17 protein-coding genes are annotated in these 20,943 nt (G+C 50.2%); 13 read left to right on the top strand and 4 right to left on the bottom strand.

Annotation, left to right across the window (positions count from 1 at the left end):
• Window positions 1-524: 524 nt before the first annotated feature.
• Together AC0QH1_RS04840 and AC0QH1_RS04835 are read right to left on the bottom strand one after the other, a co-directional pair.
• Window positions 525-689 carry a hypothetical protein gene (locus tag AC0QH1_RS04840; RefSeq protein WP_324629779.1) on the bottom strand — a complete coding sequence of 55 codons (165 nt, stop codon included), beginning with the start codon at window positions 687-689 and terminating at the stop codon, window positions 525-527.
• Between the two features lie 295 nt (window positions 690-984).
• The gene (locus AC0QH1_RS04835; protein ID WP_324629778.1) at window positions 985-1,560 is read right to left on the bottom strand and encodes a hypothetical protein; all 576 of its coding nucleotides are present in this window, start codon (window positions 1,558-1,560) and stop codon (window positions 985-987) included.
• Window positions 1,561-1,858: 298 nt separating this feature from the next.
• Here AC0QH1_RS04835 and AC0QH1_RS04830 point away from each other — a divergent pair, with 298 nt between their 5' ends.
• The 9 genes from AC0QH1_RS04830 to dhaL all read left to right on the top strand — a co-directional run bounded on the left by AC0QH1_RS04830 (window position 1,859) and on the right by dhaL (window position 14,928).
• Window positions 1,859-3,301, top strand: a complete 1,443-nt coding sequence (locus tag AC0QH1_RS04830) for a bifunctional orotidine-5'-phosphate decarboxylase/orotate phosphoribosyltransferase (protein WP_324629784.1) — start codon at window positions 1,859-1,861, stop codon at window positions 3,299-3,301.
• A 577-nt stretch (window positions 3,302-3,878) separates the two neighbouring features.
• A complete protein-coding gene (gene ptsP / locus AC0QH1_RS04825) occupies window positions 3,879-6,368 on the top strand; it encodes a phosphoenolpyruvate--protein phosphotransferase (protein ID WP_324629777.1) in 2,490 nt (829 codons plus the stop codon).
• Window positions 6,369-6,913: 545 nt separating this feature from the next.
• Window positions 6,914-9,433 carry an ATP-binding protein gene (locus AC0QH1_RS04820; RefSeq protein WP_324629776.1) on the top strand — a complete coding sequence of 840 codons (2,520 nt, stop codon included), beginning with the start codon at window positions 6,914-6,916 and terminating at the stop codon, window positions 9,431-9,433.
• Between the two features lie 271 nt (window positions 9,434-9,704).
• Window positions 9,705-10,088, top strand: coding sequence for a nuclear transport factor 2 family protein (locus AC0QH1_RS04815; RefSeq protein WP_324629775.1), 384 nt, complete (start codon window positions 9,705-9,707; stop codon window positions 10,086-10,088).
• A gap of 276 nt (window positions 10,089-10,364) precedes the next feature.
• Entirely contained in the window at window positions 10,365-10,727 is a 363-nt protein-coding gene (locus AC0QH1_RS04810; protein ID WP_324629773.1) for a Lin0512 family protein, read from the top strand.
• A 166-nt stretch (window positions 10,728-10,893) separates the two neighbouring features.
• The gene (locus tag AC0QH1_RS04805) at window positions 10,894-11,952 is read left to right on the top strand and encodes a DNA cytosine methyltransferase (protein WP_324629771.1); all 1,059 of its coding nucleotides are present in this window, start codon (window positions 10,894-10,896) and stop codon (window positions 11,950-11,952) included.
• A 1-nt stretch (window position 11,953) separates the two neighbouring features.
• The gene (locus AC0QH1_RS04800; protein WP_324629770.1) at window positions 11,954-12,919 is read left to right on the top strand and encodes a BsuBI/PstI family type II restriction endonuclease; all 966 of its coding nucleotides are present in this window, start codon (window positions 11,954-11,956) and stop codon (window positions 12,917-12,919) included.
• Between the two features lie 277 nt (window positions 12,920-13,196).
• Window positions 13,197-14,270, top strand: coding sequence for a dihydroxyacetone kinase subunit DhaK (dhaK, locus tag AC0QH1_RS04795; protein ID WP_324629769.1), 1,074 nt, complete (start codon window positions 13,197-13,199; stop codon window positions 14,268-14,270).
• Between the two features lie 22 nt (window positions 14,271-14,292).
• Entirely contained in the window at window positions 14,293-14,928 is a 636-nt protein-coding gene (gene dhaL / locus AC0QH1_RS04790; protein WP_324629768.1) for a dihydroxyacetone kinase subunit DhaL, read from the top strand.
• 79 nt (window positions 14,929-15,007) lie between these two features.
• Here the strand turns inward: dhaL and ggt are convergent, their stop codons facing one another.
• On the bottom strand, window positions 15,008-16,564 hold the full coding sequence (gene ggt, locus AC0QH1_RS04785; protein WP_324629767.1) for a gamma-glutamyltransferase: 1,557 nt from the start codon (window positions 16,562-16,564) through the stop codon (window positions 15,008-15,010).
• A 184-nt stretch (window positions 16,565-16,748) separates the two neighbouring features.
• Here ggt and AC0QH1_RS04780 point away from each other — a divergent pair, with 184 nt between their 5' ends.
• From AC0QH1_RS04780 to AC0QH1_RS04765, 4 genes are all read left to right on the top strand, one after another.
• Window positions 16,749-17,108, top strand: coding sequence for a hypothetical protein (locus AC0QH1_RS04780; protein WP_324629766.1), 360 nt, complete (start codon window positions 16,749-16,751; stop codon window positions 17,106-17,108).
• A gap of 169 nt (window positions 17,109-17,277) precedes the next feature.
• Window positions 17,278-17,622: a YtxH domain-containing protein gene (locus AC0QH1_RS04775; RefSeq protein WP_324629765.1), complete on the top strand. Its 345-nt coding sequence runs from the start codon at window positions 17,278-17,280 to the stop codon at window positions 17,620-17,622.
• A 40-nt stretch (window positions 17,623-17,662) separates the two neighbouring features.
• A complete protein-coding gene (locus AC0QH1_RS04770) occupies window positions 17,663-18,235 on the top strand; it encodes a DUF948 domain-containing protein (protein WP_324629764.1) in 573 nt (190 codons plus the stop codon).
• A gap of 277 nt (window positions 18,236-18,512) precedes the next feature.
• Entirely contained in the window at window positions 18,513-20,435 is a 1,923-nt protein-coding gene (locus AC0QH1_RS04765) for a hypothetical protein (RefSeq protein WP_324629763.1), read from the top strand.
• Between the two features lie 331 nt (window positions 20,436-20,766).
• Here AC0QH1_RS04765 and AC0QH1_RS04760 read toward each other — a convergent pair whose 3' ends face one another.
• Complete coding sequence (locus tag AC0QH1_RS04760; protein ID WP_324629762.1) at window positions 20,767-20,892, bottom strand: hypothetical protein; 126 nt, start codon at window positions 20,890-20,892, stop codon at window positions 20,767-20,769.
• Window positions 20,893-20,943: the final 51 nt, after the last annotated feature.

Here is a 20,943-nt window from a genome sequence, read left to right as displayed (position 1 = left end):
ATCCTTTGTAAGTAAATAGTCCTCGCATCAGTCCGCGCAATCCGCTCCAGTTGAGCAAAACCCTAGGGACGCGGCACTACCGCGTCTTCTCTTTTGTGTCGCGAGCTTTCACACTAAGTGAAACACCCGCGATCGCCCCTATCTCCACCAACTCACTTGCCCCAATCGCGCTTTTAATATTTCCGCATACAAATTCTCGGCAAAATTTCGATTCGCTGTTGCTGAACTGTGGCGCGAGTTGGAACAATTGCGATCGCCAGTTCATCTCTATCTGGAAAGAGAGTGACTTGTCCCGATAACTCTCACAGAAGACAGAGGGGGGTTTCTGCCCGGGGACAGACCCCTTTCCCTCGCCAGTTTGCTACCGTAGAGATAGAGTGAAAGCGCGCACCCGCAGCCAGGTGCTTATCTAACAACCACGGCAACCGATTAACCGCTTATATTCGCCGTGGATTTCTATCCGAACCCCATATGCTACTCAGTCCCGTCAGCGTTCCGCTGGCGGGATTATGGTTTGCGGGGGGTTAATTGAATAGCGGATAACAAAATAACAATACCCATCCTCCCACGAAGAAAATGCCAAACAGGGCAATCATAATTTCAAAAGACCAGCGCACGTTAAAGGTGCCCAGGAGGGGGGTGGCAGAAATGAGCAGCAAGACGAAGAAGGCTAAAAACAACCAAAACATGGCAGGTTTTCCCAATCAGTTCTAGGCGCAAGCAGTGGGTAGCTGTACGCCCTGCTATATTGTATCGCGGCGATCGCAATTTTGGGGGAGAAATCGGGGGCGGAAATGTTACGCTTTGCTAAGTTTCCCGTAGCGGTATTGGAGCGAATCGGTCAACGATGCGGATCCGGGAGACCGTAAGTTCCCCCGAATCCTGTTGCCGAGGCTTGAAAACCCCTATATATATTGCCGCATCTATTCCCACGATAATAGAATATCCCAAGTGGCCGCGATTGTCAACCCTTTTTCCGAGAAGTTAGGGAATTTTTTTGGCCAATGCCAGCCAAGGCTCGATGCCTTTTTTAGTGGGTAGGTTTTGGGCGCTAAACGTCCAGATATCGCGCTTGTGTTGCGGGCCGTAACTAATGTGCAAGGGGCGATCGCGGCCATAAAAGTAAATGGACTCGAAGGGCAACTGTTGGGTTAAAATCCACTCAATGACCTCAGCACTGGAGTGACCCGCGATCGCGAAATCGCAAGCCGCGCCCAATCGGGGACAGTAATAGTTGCCGTTTTTATTGGTTTCGTGAGCCATGTGCCGATCCAGGTTAGGGGCGACGCGACCGTTTTTCTCGCCGGTTACCGGGTCTTTTTTTTCCAGGAATCGTTTTAAATCTTTGGAACAAAAGCCATAAGTGAGGCGAAAATTATCCCAGCCAAATTCATCGATAATCGGGTCGAGGAGATGGTGGATTAACGCGGAAATTGCCCGCAAGCTTTCTGGGTTTTGCGGGTAGGGGTCGATGCGATCGCGATACTTGGCATAGGTTTGGGTACAAGTACAAAACGCCTCGAGAGTGAGATATTTGCCCAGGTTTTCCGAAGTGTTCATAGCGGCGATCGTCCATTCAACGCAACTTCATTCAGTTTAGCCGAAATCGGCGGGTCGCAGCGCAACTTTCGCTTCAAGGGGACAAATCCGAAGCCAAGGCGACAATTTTGCTGCCAAAAACCGATAAATTAATTAAGCTATTACAAATCCAGCGATCGACATTCCTCGTCTGTCGCTGAGGTTATCGGGGATAGGCCATTTGCCAGTTGCCAACTTTATCCGAATCCAGGACTTGGCCAATCGGCGAATTTCAGCCATACCCCTCGATTGGCGAGACCATTTGCAGAGTAAAAGGATGATGAACTTTAGGGATAAACTGCTGTCTGCGATCGAGCGAAACCACAGCCTTCTGTGTGTGGGACTCGACCCGGATCCGGAAGCCTTGCCCCCCCGTTTCCGGGATCCAGCAAAGCGTTTGGGGGAACAATTAAGCGAATGGATGCAATTTACCATCCGGCAAACCGCCGAAGTGGTTTGTGCCTACAAACCGAGCCTGGGATTTTATACTGCCTTGGGTGCCTCGGGCATGGATCTGCTCGATCGCACCTTAGCGGCAATCCCGACGCACATCCCGGTCATATTAGATGCCAAACACTCCGACCTCAACAGTAGCACGGTGTTAGCCCAAAGCGCCTTCGAGACCTGGCAGGTAGATGCTATCACCGTGAGTGCCTATCCCGGGCAAGACTTAGCCGCGCCGTTTTTGCTTTATCCCGACAAAGGGATAGTTGTGCTTTGTCACACTTCCAACCCCGCCGCCTTATGCTTGCAGCATTATCCGAAAACCGGCGATCCGCTTTACCTGCAAGTGGTGAAAGAAGCGCAACGGTGGGGTACTCCAGAACAAGTAGCCCTAGAAGTGGGAACTACTGCGCCAGACGTCCTCGGGCGAGTGCGAACCATCGCGCCAGAACGGTTAATTTTAGCGCGGAGTATCTGGGCGGAAGGCGGGGATTTAAGCACTCTTCTCACAGCAGGGCTAACCGCCAGCGGCAACGGGTTAATTGTGCCAGTACCCCAAGACATTTTAACCCAGGATAACCCCGCCACCGGCATCCAAGAACTGAACGAGATTATCAACAGAGTGAGAAATCGCATTGCCCAAGAGGCGCAAGCCTGCCCGGTATGGTTGCCCGATGTCAGCGCCCGCGATCGCAACCCGCATGCCGAGCTGATTTTGCAATTATATGACATTGACTGCATCATGTTTGGCGAATACGTGCAAGCCTCTGGAGCCACATTTCCCTATTATATCGACCTGCGAAAAATCATCTCCAATCCCCAAATTTTCGACAAGATTATCGCCGCCTATGCCGAGATTCTAGAACCACTACAATTCGATCGCATTGCCGGCATTCCCTACGGTTCCCTGCCTACCGCCACCGGACTCGCTTTGCGTCTGAATTCCCCGATGATTTTCCCGCGCAAAGAAGTGAAAGCCCACGGAACTCGTCGGTTAGTAGAAGGGCATTACAATCCCGGCGAAACCGTGGTCGTCGTCGATGATATTTTAATTAGCGGAAACAGCGTCATCGAAGGGGCGCAAAAGCTGGAATCCACCGGATTAAAGGTCAAAGATATTGTGGTGTTCATCAACCACGAAAAAGGGGTTAAGGATAGATTGAGAAAGCAGGGATATCGAGCGCATTCGGTGTTAACGCTTTCAGAAATTGCCGAAACCCTTTATCGCCGCGATCGCATTAGCGAGGAGCAATATCAGTTTTTCCGCGATCGCCATTAAAAAAACCCTCCCCCATCCCTGGGATAGAGACCCCAGCATTCAGCGCTAAGGCGGGCTTCCGGTTCGGGGAACGGTGGCGGGTCACTCCCGGAAAACACCGCCAACCCGCTGCCTTCCAGGGAATCCCACCGGAAATTTCCCCAAAAATCCCTTACAATTAATCTCAGTCTATGCTAAATTGATAAAACAGTAAAAATAGAAAAAAATGAGAAAATCGGGCGAATGTATGAAAAGCGTTCATCACCCCCTAAAAATAAGACGAAAAAGCAAACCCTTCCGTATCCTCAGCCAAAGTCGGGAAACCGGATAACTTCGGGCTGCGGGTGGGGTAGAATGATGACGATCGCGGAGGCAACAGTAACGAGTGAAATAAGGGAAAATCGGCCTCAACTGAAATGGGGTGCAAATTTCTATGACGCCCGGAGGAAGAGCTGTGCAAAGAATGAGTGCAAGAAAGCGGAGGAAAAAAAGCCAAGGAGAGATTTCAATTTTGCGCTTTCAATCGGCTTTTTAGCGGATATGATATAACGGCAATCGAGCGCAGTTCACAAATAAATTTTATTAGGCAAAAAGAACTATGGTTGGAATTGTTATTGTTTCTCACAGTGCCAAACTGGCAGCAGGCGTGCGCGAATTAGCGGCGCAAATGGCGCGCGAACCGGTACCGATCGCGATCGCCGCCGGAATCGACGACCCAGAGAACCCATTCGGCACCGATCCGATGCAGGTTTACCAGGCGATCGAATCCCTGTATGATGACACCGGGGTAGTGGTATTGATGGATTTGGGTAGCGCCGTGATGAGTGCGGAAATGGCGCTGGAATTTGTAGAGCCAGATAAAAGGTCAAACGTGATATTGTGCGAAGCGCCATTAGTAGAAGGAGCGATCGCGGCGGTGGTGCAAGCCGCAGGCGGTGCGACTCTCGATCGCGTCATCGCCGAAGCCCGAGAAGCGATCGCCCCGAAAGCCTCACAAATCAAAGCCAGCGCCCCCCCAACCGCCTCCTCGGAACCCGAGCAAACCCAGCAGGGCGATCGCCCCCCTTCCAACCGCCACGAAATCGTCCTACCGGTCCTGAATACCTTGGGAATACACGCGCGCCCCGCCGCCAAATTGGTGCAAATCGCCAATCGATTTTCCTGTGAGATAAGCTTGCGAAATTGCAGCAAAGACACGCAAGCCATCAATGCCAAAAGCATCAATCAAGTCACCACCTTGGGGGTGAGACAGGGAGATGAAATCGAGATCGCCGCCCGAGGAAAAGATGCATTACCCGCCCTAGCCGCCTTGCAGGAATTAGTGGAAAATCGATTTGGCGAAAGCGAGAAACCAGCACCGAAGACCCAACAGCCAGCGATCGCCGCTGGGGAAGTGCAAAGCGACGAAATCCGAGGGACTCCGGTATCTCCCGGGATTGCGATCGCCCCAGTCGTGCGCTACGAACCCGCGATACCAGATGTAACTCACCTCCAAGGAGACAATCCGGAAGACGAATGGCAACAACTGCACTTTGCCATTCAAACCGCCCGACGGCAAATCCAAGTGTTAGGGCACAAAATTGCCAATCGCGAAGACGCCGGAATTTTTGCCGCCCACAAACTGTTTTTAAAAGACCCCGCCTTGCTTGAAATTGCGCGAGAGTGTATTTTCCAGCATCACTACAGTGCAGCAGCAGCCTGGAAACAGGCGATCGATAAGATAGTAGCAGATTACGAAGCCTTAGACGATCCTTACCTGAAAAGCCGAGCATCCGATGTGAAAGATGTGGGACTGCGGGTGTTGCGATTGCTCATTGATGTGAGGGGAATTTCCCTCGAATTACCCCAGCCGGGAATTTTGGTAGCCCCAGAATTGAAACCCTCAGAAGTGGCGCAACTGAATCCCGAGAAAGTGCGAGCCATTTGTACCGCCGTGGGGGGAGCAAACAACCACAGCGCCATCCTGGCAAGAAGCCTGGGAATACCCGCAGTGATGGGCATTGGTGCATCCCTAGCGCGGTTAACCGAAGGGACGGCGATCGCCTTAGATGGAGAAACCGGGCAAGTGTGGGTACAACCGCAGCCCGATCGCATCGCGCAACTGCAAGACAAACTTGCCGCCAAAGCCGCTACCGCCAAATTACCGCGCCAGACGAAAACTGCCGACGGAAGGCGGATCGGCATTCAAGCGAACATTGTGGGAGTTGCCGGGGCAAAAGCCGCATTAGACATGGGTGCCGATGGCGTGGGGTTATTGCGAACCGAATTTTTGTATCTCGATCGCCCTCATCCGCCCAGCGAAGAAGAACAGGTAGATTTGTACCAAGCGATCGCCGCCACCCTCGAGGAAAAACCGCTGACGATACGCACTTTAGATATTGGCGGGGACAAACCGGTGCCTTATTTGGACTTAGAACCGGAAGCCAATCCCTTCCTCGGGCTGCGCGGAATTCGGCTGTTGCTGGAGTTTCCCGAATTGCTGAAAACCCAGTTGCGGGCGATTTTGCGCGTGAGTCATCGCTATCCGGTGCAAGTGATGTTTCCCACCATTGCCTTACTCTGTGAACTTCGCGCCGCCAAGCAGATTCTCGCCGAAGTGCAAGAGCAACTGCGATCGCACGGAATTAGGTTTGACGAAGGCATGGGCGTCGGGATTACCATCGAAGTTCCCTCCGCCGTGGAAATCGCCGATCGCTTAGCCCCGGAAGTTGATTTTTTCAGTATCGGCACAAATGACTTGAGTCAATACGCGATCGCTGCCGATCGCACTCACCCGAAAGTCGCACACCTCGCCGATGCTTTCGAACCCGCCGTATTGCGCGCGATCGCCCGCACCGTGCAAGCCGCTCATCATGCGAAAATCAAAGTTGCCGTTTGTGGGGAATTAGCCGCCTTCCCCGAAGCAACCCCGATATTGCTCGGACTCGGGGTAGATGAATTGAGCATGAATCCCACGGCGATTCCCGGCGTTAAGTCCGTAATTTCCCGGTTGACAGTGGATCGGGCAGAAGCGATCGCCGCCGCCGTCTTGCAACTCGATTCCGCCGCCGCCGTCAAAGCGTATCTGCCAGAAAAAATCCGGGATTAATTCACCGTTACTGTTCCAGCCCCTCCCATCCTTTTTCCCTTGCCCCTTTCAACCCACGGCATCCTCATCCATCCACCCGCCCATTTTCCCTGACTGGGGATTTTTCCAAAATATTAAGAGTTGTTACAAAAAGTCAAAGAAAATGTTAAAAATGGAGCAATTGCGTCACAATTATAATCAGTTCTACTTTCGAGCTTGCTAAGGTAGAGACTCTCGCCTCCCTCACGGGGCAAGGAATAACCCAGCCGCTGGAAAGTAGTCAGTCAATGTCACGTCCACCGAAGGGAACGTCTAGATGTTGCCAGGGGGTTAGGAGGTACGAGTGCGTCAAAGGTGATTCTATAAGAACAGCCAGTATTTTAGGAAGACAAATTTGAGATTTTCTTTGGGGTAATTACCTTACATCACCCCCAGGAATGGGGGCGAGGTCGAGCGATAGAAGCAAAATACAGTTCAGTCAAACAACTCGAAAGAAGCGATCGCAAATCTTTTTCCCTCCCCTTCCTATTTTTGCAACCTCAGACGAACAAATTCGGAGTAAGGACATGATGAAATTCCCAACCTTAAATTTAACCCAATACCAGAAAGAACCAATTCACACTCCCGGGTTGATTCAACCCCACGGAATCCTGTTTGTTTTATCTGACCAGCTTGATGTATTGCAAGTCAGCCACAATACATGGAAAGTCTTCCGCCGACATCCCGAAGACCTCCTCGGGCAAAACCTCAATCAACTGCTCGATGAGACGCAAATCGAGACCCTAAAAGAGTGTTTATTTCACCATAACCTCCAACCGGTAAATCCCTTAAAGATTTCGATAAAAAGCGAAGGAGAAACCCTCTATTTTGACGGCATCGTGCAGCGATCGCCCCAAGGGCTTTTCATCCTCGAACTCGAACCAGCTCTTTCTCCCAAAACCCTTGGCTTTCTCAGTTTTTACAATCTCGTAGAAGCCTCCGCCTCCAAAATTCAAAACGCCCCCGACTTCCAAAACCTCTGTCAGCTTCTCGTCAAAGAAGTGCGAAACATTACCGGCTTTGACCGCGTAATGCTCTATCGCTTCAACAAACAGGGACATGGCACCGTTTTAGCAGAAGATAAACTCGAAGAACTCACCTCCTGGTTGGGACTGCACTATCCCGCCGAAGACATTCCACCGCACGCCAGAGAACTGTATTCCAAAAACTGGTTGCGATTAATTGCCGACGTCAATTACAAACCCGTTGCCATTGTTCCCACAATCAATTCCCTCACCAAAAGCCCCCTCGATTTGAGTTACGCCGTATTGCGAAGCGTGTCTCCCTGTCATATCGAGTACCTGCAAAACATGAACGTCAGCGCGTCGATGTCCATCTCGATAATGAAAGAAGGGAAACTCTGGGGATTGGTTGCCTGTCATCATAACTCCCCGAAATACGTATCCTATGAAGTTCGCAAAGCCTGCGAATTTTTTGGCAAAGTAATGTCCGTAGAGCTGCCTTCCAAAGAAGAAAACAAAGACTACGAATATCGGATTAAGTTAAAATCCACCAACGCCAAGTTGTTAGAATACATGTCCCGCGAGCAGGACTTTATTGACGGATTGATAAAGTTTAAACCCAACTTGCTCGATGTGGTAAACGCCCAAGGAGCCGCCATTGTTTTTAAAGGTAACTGTACCTTAATTGGCAAAACACCCACGGAAAAAGCCATCCACAAATTAATCCACTGGCTCGATTGCCAAGACAGCGAAATCCTGTATTCCACCGCCTCCTTGCCCCAAGTTTATCCCGAAGCCCAGGAGTATAAAGATATTGCCAGTGGATTGCTCGCCGTTTACATCTCCAAAGCCCAGAGCAATTACGTCTTGTGGTTTCGCCCAGAAGTCATTCAAACCGTGCAGTGGGCCGGCAATCCGAATCAACCCTGGGAAATCGGCGATCGCGAAACCTCTCGACTGCATCCTCGGAAATCGTTTGAGTTGTGGAAAGAAATCGTCAAATTAACTTCCCTACCCTGGAAGAATTGTGAAATTAACGCCGCCCTCGAACTGAAAAATGCGATCGTCAGCATCGTGTTGCGTCAAGCCGAAGAACTCGCTACCTTAAACGAAGCCTTGCGCGAATCCGACGCCAGAGAGCGAGAAAAAGCCCAACAACTTGCCAAAGCCCTGCAAGAGCTGCAGCGCACCCAAACCCAGCTTATCAAGCAAGAAAAAATGTCCGACTTGGGGGAATTAGTCGGCAGTATCGCCGCTGAAATTACCAACCCCATTAACTTCATTTCCGGCAATCTCACCCATGCGGAAAGCTACGCCAAAGACTTGCTGAATTTACTTTACCTTTATCAGCAACACTATCCCCACCCCGAAGCGGAAATCGCCGAAGAGTTAGAAGCGATGGATTTAGAATTCATCATTCAAGATTTGCCCCGCATGCTCTCCTCGATGAAAGTGGGTGCCAATCGGATTCGCGACATCATTCAAGCCCTGCGAAACTTCACCCGCCTGGAAGAATCCGAACTCAAACCGGTGGACATTCACGAGGGACTGAATAGTACCCTGCTGATTTTACAGCATCGCCTGAAAGGAAAAACTGGTCGCCGGGGAATTGAAGTCATCAAAGAATATGGCACACTGCCCGAAGTAGAGTGCTATCCGGGACACCTGAACCAAGTGTTTATCAATCTTTTATCCAACGCCATCGATGCCTTAGAATCGCAACGGAATGGCGATGGAAAAGTGGGCGATCGCACCCCGAAAACCGATGAAGGCAATTCCTCTACCCCCGCGCCCACCATTCGCATTCGCACTGAAAAAGCAGAGGAACATCAAGTGGCGATTTGCATTAGCGACAATGGCAGCGGGATAGAGCGAGATATCCAATCCAAAATCTTCGACCCATTTTTTACCACCAAACAAAACCAAAAAGGAATTGGCGTCGGCTTGGCGATTTCTCATCAAATTGTCGTAGAAAAACATGGCGGAACAATCCACTGCATTTCCGAAGCCGGACGAGGGGCGGAATTTATCGTTAAAATTCCCCTGCACCAGGGTGTAATTTACTCTCCTTCCTCTAAAGGATAGGGAAAGATTTAATCCCACTGTTTGTTATCTTTTTCGGTTGGGTAAACCGGGTTTGCCCAACCGTTTTTTATGACATAAAACCTCCCCTTCGATGGGGCGAAAGGGGAAAAATGGCAGGGGTGCATTTTCCGATCGCGATCGCCCCTGTATCCCCCGTGTTTTCTCGGATGCCACCGCCCGCTCAAAAAATTGTTACAAAATATAAAAAAGCCTCCCATGGCGATCGCAATCTGATAAAGTAAAAAAAATTGACAACCAGGAGAATCACAGCATGTCACCCGAAGCGATCGAGCAACTCGTGCGAGCTTACTTTACCCACATGGGCACCATGAATCCCCAAGGATGGCTCGACATCTTTGCAGAAGACGCCGTGATTTACGATCCGGTAGGCAATCCCCCCAATAAAGTCCATCAAGACTCGGAGAAATTTTTCGCCCTGTTGTCGCAGATCTTCCAAAAACTGGACGTCACCGCCGATAAAATCTTTGTAGCAGGCAATGGGGCCGCCGTTCAATGGACCATGCGCGGCGTGGCAAATAATGGCAAACTCGGCACCACCCAAGGCATCAGCGTCTTTGACATCAACGACTCCGAAAAAATCCAACAGGTTTCTTCTTACTGGAGCGAAGCAGACATGATAAACCAATTAAAATAGTCGATCGCTGATGCCAAAAAATTTGCATCATTTCCTTCGGTTCTCCTTCCCAGATCGTGCTGGGAACGCTTTCCCCGACGCAAAGCCTCCCCCGAAGAAATCGGCACAATAAATAATGACCAAAGTTGATAAAATTAACGATCGCATAAAAATCGGCAAATGTCAATGACTGTTTCGAGAAACAATCAGAGTTAAACTGACGGGAAAACCCAAAAGATACAGTTACCGATATCCTGGAAAGATAAGCTAAAAATTGTCAACATTAAGGAATAAAAGATGGTTCGCAAACGGTTAATTATCGAAATGGGAATGGGAATAGACCAACATGGGCAAGAACCCACCGTTGCGGCGGCACGAGCGGTTCGCAATGCGATCGCCCATAATGCCTTACCGGGCGTGTGGGAAGTCGCCGGCTTGAGCGATCCCAATGACATGATAGTGGAAGTGCAAGTTGCCGTTCCCCATCCCGAAAAAGTGCGCGAAGAAGACGTGCTAGCAGTGCTACCCTTTGGGCGCAAAACCCTCACCCTCGAAGCGGGAGGAATGGTGACTCAGGGACGGGCGATCGCTGCTTTAAATGATAAAAACGACGACATGTTCATTGCCGTTGCCGCCGTAACAGTTTCCGTGGACATGTGAACCATAACGCAGAAAAAAAGTGGCGAAAAGAAGTTGCCCCAGGGTAAGCTTTCCTCCGTCTGACTCGTTCCCAGACACCTGCCTGGGAACGCCTCTTCTGAGCTACCGCCTCCCCACAAACCGGAGGCAAAATCCCCTGCAGGCTTTTTTGTAACTTTCAACTTCCATGAACCGGAAAAATCCCCCGTATTTAGACTTTATTCACAGAGAATTACAGCTTCCCCAAAACCAAGATAACCAACTGTTAGTTATCGATTTATTTGCCGGATGTGGTGGATTTGCCCTCGGGTTTGAAGCCGCCGGATTTAGAACCATTGGTTATGAAATGGAAGGAGATGCCTGTGCCACTTATCGGCGAAATCTCCGCACCGATTGCCATGAAATGGTTCTAACTCCCGACACCGAATTTCCAGAAAATCCGGTAGTCATTATTGGCGGGCCGCCCTGTCAGCCTTTTAGCGTCAGCGGACATCAGCGAGGATTGAAAGACAGTCGCGATGGATTTCCAATTTTTATTAACGCCGTCAAAAGATATCGGCCTCAAATCGCGATTTTTGAGAACGTGCGCGGGATGTTGTTTCGCAACAAAACCTACTTTGAGGAAATTGCGATCGCCTTGCAAACCCTGGATTATTTCGTCGAATGGGACATTTTAACCGCCACCGACTATGGCGTGCCCCAGCGGAGACAGCGATTATTTTGCATCGCCCACCAAGGCGGATGGAAATGGCCGAAAAAAGCCTACAAATCGCATCCTTACACCGCAGGAGAAGCCCTCAGCGAATTGGCATTTAGGGCATCGGAAACTGCAAAATTCTTGACGCCAAGCATGGATGAATATGTGAAGAAATACGAAAAAGCATCCAAATGCGTCAAACCGAGAGATTTGCATTTAGATGTCCCCGCCAGAACCGTCACCTGTCGCAATCTCAGCGCCCCAACCGGCGATATGCTGCGGATTCGCCTCCCCGACGGACGCCGGCGCAGATTAACCGTGCGTGAAGGTGCGCGGTTGCAAAGTTTTCCCGATTGGTTTGAATTTCAAGGAACCGAAAAAAGTCAATGCCAGCAAATTGGAAATGCCGTGCCTCCGATTCTGGCAAAGGCATTAGCGATGAGGGTGAAGGAGTGTTTAGAAAAGAGAGAAAGCGCGTCATCAGAAAACCACCCCCAACCTGAGCAACCTATACAGCTATCTTTTAATTTCATGAAGGAGTTCCTTTAAAATGTCTAGACCAAGCGATTCTTTTGAAGATAAATTGCCTCAAAAAGTTGAGGAAACTAAGGGAATACTCAGCAAGATTGGTTTACCCAGTCCTCAGCAAAACGATCGCTCTGCTCTAACTTTGCTGGCTCTACTCGATCTAAAGCCGAGAGATCGTTGGTCTGATGCTGGTTGTCCACTGCTGGGAATCACTCCAATAATGGAGTTCATTGCGAAGTTTTATGAAAAGAACTATAAACCTAACACTCGCGAGACGTTTCGTCGCCAAACTATTCATCAATTTGTAGAGGCAGGGATTGTGATTCGTAACCCAGACGATTATTCAAGACCGCTAAACAGCCCGCACACAGTCTATCAAATTGAGGAAAGCACGTTAGAGTTACTTAAAAGCTATGATACGGATGGATGGACTGAGAATCTGAAAAAATATTTAAAATCTTTAGAAACCCTCAAAAAGCGCTATGCTCAGGAACGAGAGATGGTTCGTATTCCTGTAAATTTACCTTCAGGAAAGAGCTTTTACTTGTCCCCTGGGGGACAAAACCTGCTGATTGATAAGATTATCAAGGATTTCTGCTCTCTCTTCACTCCCGACGGAAAATTGATATATGTAGGTGATGCTGCTGATAAAGGGATTCATTTCGAGATAAAGGCACTGGAAAAATTAGGAGTCACGATTGATAGTCATGGGAAAATGCCCGATGTTGTGGTTTACTATCAACAGAAAAATTGGCTCGTACTTGTCGAAGCTGTGACGACTCATGGCCCGATCGATCCAAAGCGCCTAAATGAACTTAAGATTTTGTTTGGCAATTCAAAAGCCCATCTGGTATTTGTTACTGCTTTTCGGAATCGCAACGATATGAAGAAGTACCTACAGGAAATTTCTTGGGAGACAGAAGTGTGGGTTGACGAGCCAACTCACATGATTCACTTTAATGGCAAGCGGTTTTTGGAGCCATATTGAGAAGGCGATATCGTTTAGGATTCAAATGATTGGAGCTGCTCTGCGTGACTCAGGAAGCGTCATTTATTGCCACAGCGTTGAGACAATTTAAAAACCTACAATTTTGTCCCCCTTTCAGTAGGAAGACGCCATTGGCGTGTCCTAACTTTTGACGATGCTAACGTTAGAATTTGTTTGAACTTACCTGCATCAAAAATCCGGCCTTCCCAAATTACTATCTCGGATCCTGCGCGTCCTATGATGCACTTATGGAGTTTCGCAAGCTTATCCTGAAGCGATGAAAAAACTCATCAACCAGCCGGAGGACTTCGTGCGCCAAAGCCTGCAAGGCATGGCACTAGCTCATTCCGACCGGCTCAAAGTCCACCTGGATCCCCACTTCATCTACCGGGCCGATGCCCCCATTCGCAACAAAGTCGCCATCATCTCCGGTGGCGGTAGCGGACACGAACCCATGCATGGGGGATTTGTCGGTGGGGGAATGCTCGATGCTGCCTGTCCTGGCGAAGTATTCACCTCCCCCACCCCCGACCAAATGCTAGAAGCGGCCAAAACCGTGCATGGCGGTGCGGGAGTGCTCAATATCGTGAAAAACTATAGCGGCGACGTGATGAACTTCGAGATGGCCGCAGAATTGGCACACTCGGAAGATATTCCGGTGCTCAATATTCTCATCGACGACGATGTAGCCGTTAAAGATAGCCTCTACACCCAAGGGCGGCGCGGGGTTGGCACCACCGTACTTGCCGAAAAAATCTGTGGCGCTGCTGCCGATCGCGGTTACGACCTGCCAGCCATAGCACAATTATGCCGAAAAGTCAACCTCAACGGGCGCAGCATGGGCATTGCCTTAACCTCATGTACCGTACCCGCCAAAGGGTCTCCCACCTTTGAACTCGGCGACACAGAAATGGAAATCGGCATCGGGATCCACGGAGAACCGGGACGGCAGCGAATGCCCCTGCAATCTGCCGATGACATCGCCGAAATGCTCGCCGTGTCGATTATCGAAGATACCGACTACTCGCGGCAGGTACGGGAGTGGGATGGAAAAACGGGAGAATGGGTAGAGGTGCCACTGAGCGATCGCCCCTTTGCCCCTGGGGACGCGGTACTCGCCTTCGTCAACAGTATGGGCGGCACACCGCTGTCGGAATTGTATATTATTTATCGGAAATTAGCCGAAATCTGCGAAAGAAAACATCTGACAATCGTTCGCAATTTAATCGGTCCGTATATCACCGCTTTAGACATGCAAGGCTGTTCCATTACCCTGCTAAAAATGGATGATGAATTGATAAACCTGTGGGATGCGCCGGTGAACACACCCGCATTGCGCTGGGGAAGTTAAAAACGGTGAAAAAAGGAGATTTATGATAACGCGAGAGCAAATTTTGCAATGGTTGGAAACCCTGGCGGGGGTGCTAGAAGACAATCAAGATTATCTGAGCGAATTAGATGCCGCCATCGGGGATGGGGATCATGGGATTAATATGAATCGCGGGTTTCAGAAGGTACGGACTCAGTTGCCGAATTTGGGCGATCGCGATATTGGCGGTATTTTTAAAACCGTCAGCATGACCTTGATTTCCAGTGTCGGCGGTGCCAGCGGACCGTTGTACGGCACCCTTTTCCTGCGATCGAGTATGGGGGTTGGCGGTAAGTCCGAACTCACCCCAGAAGAGATGGGCGGCGTGCTACAAGCTTGGGTTGAGGGCGTGGTACAGCGGGGCAAAGCAAACCTCGGGGATAAAACAATGTTGGATGCCCTTTCCCCGGCGTCAGATGCCTATCAGCAAGCCCTCGCCCAGGGTGCCAGCGGAATAGAAGCCTTGCAACAAGCAGTTGCGGCGGCGGAAGCGGGGATGAAAAACACCATCCCCCTGGTGGCGAAAAAGGGACGGGCGAGCTATTTAGGGGAAAGAAGCGCTCAGCATCAAGACCCGGGGGCGACTTCTTCCTATTTGATGTTAAAAACCCTGCAAGAGACGGTGGCGGGTTCACCGTAACGTCAGTTCAGAAGGAGCAGCCCACACCTGCCATAGTAAATTAAGCCGATTGAGTACGACGCCTGGGTGAATCCCCCGTTCAACAACTGGCGATCGCCCCATTGCGGCGCGGGTCTCCTGCCGCTTCTAGGGTGCCATCTTCACGTTTCCGCACCGCATTCACTCCGCCAAAATACATATTTTTTTCCTGCCATTGGATTAACTCGGTCTGCGGCATAAATGGCAGATTTTCCAGATTGTCTACCGCCAATCCTGCTTCCAAGTGAAACTGATTATTTTCCCAATGGATGCGAGGATTTTCCACGGCAGTTTTCACATCAAGATGACCATCGATAATATTAGAAATCACTTGTAAAATTGTGGTTCTAATGCGATTGGAGCCGCCAGAACCCAGGACAATTTCCGGGGAGTTGTTTTTCAGAACCATCGTCGGTGCCATCATGGAAGAAATGCGGCAATTTTCCGGCCATTGATGGAATCCGCTGGGGTTTAAATCCGCTTCCCCCAGCATATTATTGACCATAATTCCCGTACCTGGAATCATGTAGGAAGAACCTTCGCCATTGGAGGTAGTGACGCTGGCGGCATTACCATCTTTGTCGATGATACTGATATGAGTGGTGCTGCCTAGTTTATTGACTGCTCGAGTGAATTGTTGTTTGCAGGTGGTTAATTGTTCGGAGGATAAGAATTTTGCCGCCACATCTTTTTTGTAGAGATGGGCATCGTAGCCGGTTTTTCGGGCCACATTGGTTAACTGCATGGCTTGGGCGAGGAGTTGCCAGTGGCGATCGCTGCCAAATTCTATTTTATTCCAATCGATTTGGGACAATAATTCTAAGGCAAACGCAATCAAGGTTCCGCCGGAACTCGGGGGCGGATTAGTCAGCAAAGTATGACCGCGATAATTGAAAGTTAAGGGGGGTCGTTCGATAACCCGGTAATTTTTTAAATCAGCTAAGGTTAAATAGCCGCCTTTTTCTTGGCAATCTTTGACGAATTGGTGGGCGATATCGCCTTCATAAAATTCTCTAGCTCCTGTTTCGGCGAGGTAGGCTAAAGTGGCGGCGAAATCCTTCATAAACACAGTGTCTCCGACTTGGAGAAGTTCTCCGGAGGGAGCATATACCCGGCGCGCCTCAGGAGAGGCGGTCATAATCGGTTTGAGGATAGTTAAGAGGTAATGTTGAAAAGGATTAAGTTTAACGCCATTTTTGGCATAATGGATGGCAGGTTCGGCGATGACTTTAAACGGCAGAGTTCCTAACTTTCGGTGAACTTCAAAGACGCCGGCGAGGTTGCCGGGAATGCCCATCGAACCTAAACCGATATGGAATTCTTGTACTGCGCCGCCAAAATCCACATAAACCGGATAGAAATCCATAGGGGTTTGGGTTTTTCTGTGCTGCGGGGTTTGGACAAAAAAATCGAAGAGAATGTTTTGATGGGTGTGGGTATGAGCGAGCAGAAATCCGCCGCCGGCAGCAGAGGTAAGGCCAGTTTCAGTAACAAACGATGCTAAAATAGCGGCAACGGCTCCGTCGAAAGCGTTGCCGCCTAATTTGAGCATTTCGATGCCGGCTTCGGCGGTTTTAGGATGGCCTGCAGCAATGGTTGCGCGCGATATCTGATTCATCAAGGGGATGGAATAGAGGGGTAGTTTGTGGGGTTGACTCGTCCCTTTAAGATAAAGGATATGCGGGTTATGGTAAGATAAGTATTTTACATTTTTGGGAAAATGATTGAAATAAATCAAGGGGGAGAAAGATAGATTTAAAATTATTAATCAGTGATGCAGTGGGGGAATTTGGAGGTAAACGATGGTGGTGGCGGTGGTGATTACCAATATGCTTTTAGCGACATTATTTTTTTATGTGGCATGGAGACTGTGGAAACTGAGTCGAGTCATCGATCGCGCAGCGAAAGCGGTGCTGAATGCCGATCGCGTGACTTATAACGTCCTGAACGCCAGCCCCCAGGCGATCGCCCGGGGAGAGCTAGGCACCCGGAACCTGCGGAAACGGTATCAGCAGGTGGAGTTGCAGCTTTTGCGGTTGCGACAGATCGTCGCCTTGCTGAACCGGGGAAGAATCACCTGGTTGGGGCGATCGCTGATGCGTCGCAGACCGAAAAGGGAAAAGGGGAAACGAGAGACTCAGGAGAGGGAAAATCCCAAGTAAAGCCGGGAGGGGATCCCACCCTGGGTTAACGCGACCGGCATCGGGATCGCGCATTTCTGGGGAGGCAATGGGCAAGCGTGGAGAGTGGTTTGGTGATAAAATAAGGAACTTGAGCGGCAGCCGAGTTACAATAATCCTTTTTAGGGATTGCAAGATTTAACCAATTACAATGTCCAAAAATCGTTCGGGAACCTTTATCGGCGGGATGCTAGTGGGAGCGGCGATCGGCACCATCACCGGGTTACTCGTGGCACCGCGCAGTGGTCGCCAAACGCGGAAGTTGTTAAAAAAATCGGTCAAAGCTTTGCCAGAGATAGCCGAAGATATATCCAGCAGCGTACAGATGCAGGCCGATCGCCTATCAGAATCGGCCCTCGAGAACTGGGACGAGACCCTCGATCGATTGCGAGAAGCGATCGCGGCGGGGATAGAAGCGACGAAACTCGAGCGCGAAGTTCTCGCGCGACAAGAACGGGAAGTCGCCGCCGAATCCGGCGAAGAAAGCCAGTCTTAAGGTACGGATTTCAATGCAGATTTAACTTTAAACCTCACTTGTGACAGACCCCCTGTTTTGGCTCGGACTCTCCTTTTTACTCGTTGCTGTCAGTTTGATTCTGGTGTTGCTGGCAGCACTGCCCGCATTGCAAGCCGTAGCGCGGGCAGCGCGCAGCGTGGAAAAATTAGCCGACACCCTCTCGCGGGAATTTCCCCCCACCCTAGAAGCAATTCGCTTAACCGGGATGGAAATTAGCGATTTAACCGATGATGTCACCGAGGGGGTTCAGAGTGCCAACCATGCGGTAAAACAAGTAGAGGAAGGCATAGGCAGCGCCAAAAAGCAAGCAAAAAGCGCCCAGATTACCACCCGCAGCGTGATGACGGGGATGAAAGCGGCGTGGAAAAGCTTTACCCGCAAGAGCGATCGCCCCGGGGCCACTCGTCGTTCCCGGGATCGGTTGCCCCCCTGGCAACGGCAGCTACTTGACCTGCGCGATCGCCCCGGATCGATGCCCGAGTCCTATTCCAGCTACTCCGAGACTCCACCCACCCAGCGCGATCGCCCCAGCGATCGTTCGCCACGACCAGAGGAATCCCCAGATTTCGACCCCCCCGATCGCAACCGCTAACGGCAAACCCGAGGTGGTAACGAGCGAGAATCAGCCATCCACCGAGAACGAGATAGTTTTCCATCTCTCCCCGGATTCGTGCTACCCTACAGCCCGGAGGTCTGCCAGAAAAGCGGTTGCGATCGGCATCCTTTCCGTAGTTGCGGAAAGCTCCTCATGCACCCGCCACATCCAGGAAAAACCAGAAATCCTCGCTCCCTCCATCAAACTTGCATGTCCCCCTCATGCACTAGCCCCATAAAAAACTGCCTCGAATGTAAAATCCGATAATCCCATCATGCCCTCTCAAAAGCGCAAATATCAAAAAGCACCCCGGTGGCTCCGTTGGTTTGAAAAGGTGATGGCAATTATTGCCTTAGTCAACTTAGCCCTCGTACTCTTTGACCTGAGTTATCTCCCCGGGCGAGACTACTACCTGCGCGCCGATTTGTTTATGAAAGACTTTCAGGTCAACAAGCGCGAAAAATACCTCGCCACCGTCTATGAACTGCAAAACCTCTTGCAAGAAGAAGGGTTACAGTCAGCCCAGGTGCAGGAATTACTCCAGACTCTGCGAGTCCAGAGCGAACAATTAGTTGACGAAGAACTATTTCGCGTCACTGGCAACTATGGAGCGTTGTCAGAAATCAAAGAGCGGATGCGCGAGTACATGGAAGCACAGACGGCAGAAGAAGCTTTCCAGAGATTTTGGAGCCAGGAATATTTAGAGGCGGTTGGGTGGCGACAAGCCTTGGATTTTTTTAATAGCGAAGTTGCCTTTTTGTTTGTGTTTTACGAACCGAGGTTATTTTACGATCCGGTGAAAGGAATCGAACCGTATCGGGGGACGCAAAGATATCTGAGATTGGTGGACGAACTCACCGTAGAATTGCAGCGCGACGGCTTGCAGTCAGAAGAAGTTGATGATTTGCTAGGGCAATTGCGCGAACTGAGCGAGACGGCGATCGACGATAATTTTTTTGAACGGGCCAACAAAACCGGAACCCTGGAAGAAATTAAAAATAAGATGCGCCGACATATTTATTCGCGCAATCCAGAAGATAGACCCCAAGGACCGGATTATTTACCCAGATTCATCCGCAAACCCGCTATTGAGTTTATTGATTTTTTAGCGCCCGAAGTATTTTGGGCGGATAAATCGGCGACCCAAGCTTTTATGGTATTTTGGAGTCGCGAAAACTTAGCCGAATATGGGTGGGAAGAAGAACTGAGATTTTTTAATCGGCAAATTGAGTTTTTAATGCTGACGAATTATTATCGGCATTATGGCGTAAATAGCGAGTATATCGATAGGTTTTGGATAATTGATGCGTTTTTTGCAGTGGTGTTTTTAGCCGACTTGCTGTTTAGAAGTTGGCTGATTACCAGGCGGCATAAAAACGTGAGTTTAGAAGGGGCAATATTTTGGCGCTGGTACGATTTGCTGCTGTTGGTGCCATTTTGGCGATGGTTGAGAATTATTCCCGTGGTGATTCGGTTAAATGAAGCCGACTTAATCGAGATTGAATGGATTCGCAAGCAACTGCGACTGGGGCTAGTGGCGACCTTTGCTGAAGAACTGACCCAGGTGGTGGTGGTGCAAGTCATCAATCAGTTAAAAGGGAACGTAGAAAGTGGGGAATTGTCCAGAGCGTTATTGGAACCTTCACAGCAAACGTACATTGACATTAATGACGTGAATGAAGTGCAAGCCATTTCCAACCGGGTGTTAAAGATTGCAGTGTGCAAAGTGCTGCCCGAAGTGCAGCCAGATTTAGAAGCACTGCTGCATCATCAAATGGAAAATACCCTGAAGAATTCCGGAGTTTACCAGAGATTGCAGCGCCTCCCGGGGTTAGGGAATTTATCCCACCAGATGGCAGAACAGCTCGTGAACCGGGTGTCAAAAATCGTTACCTTTGGGCCAGAGAATGCGTATCATGCCATCACCGAGGCACCGCCGGATCCGGTGGGGGAAAAATTGACCCAGCAGCTTGTGGAGCATTTTGGGCAAGCCATGCGAGCCGAGTTTCAAAAAGAGCAGACGATAGAAGAGCTTGAATCGTTGGTGTCTGATTTGCTAGAAGAAATCAAAATCAACTACGTGCAACGGGCAGTCGAGGCGGATCCCGAAGATCTGTTTGATGAAACCGAGGAACTGCGGAAACTCGCCGCCCAACGGTCAAGCAAACCCGCACAGCCGCCGCGATCGCCGAAGTAGGGAGAGAAAACAGCAGCAGCAAAATTCCAGAGGCGAACCCGCGCAAGCCCGGTGCGATCGCGATTTAGCCCGTGACCGTAGGGGTAACCCCACCACCATGAAGGGGAAAACAAATAAAATAAAAAGGAATTAAGCGCCTCAGCATCGGCATCGCGCAAACCCCCTCACTCCCAGTTCTGGTGGGATTTCGCGTCAGCGCAGCCATACCCGTAGAGGCCCGAAAGGCGGCTGAGCCTCGGGGAGGGCGATCGCCTGCGCGAATCGCCCTGAAGTCGCCCTCCCTACCCCACCCTGTGGTTCCCTACAGTTCCCCAATTAAATGGCTAATTGCTTAACGCCGATCGCCCGCAAGCAAAGCATCAACCACCGATATATAGACGGTTAACACCCCGGTTAGCGGCAACACAACCGTGTTATAATAGACAGAGCCAGTGCGAATCGTTCCCGCCAAAGTCAAGGCTGAAATGCCGAAAACGTAAGCGGGGCAAGGAACCTAATGCTTAAAGCC

Source organism: Phormidium sp. CCY1219, from assembly GCF_055795085.1.
The sequence above is the reverse complement of the archived record's forward strand: the minus strand, read 5'-3'. Positions and strand labels throughout refer to the sequence as shown.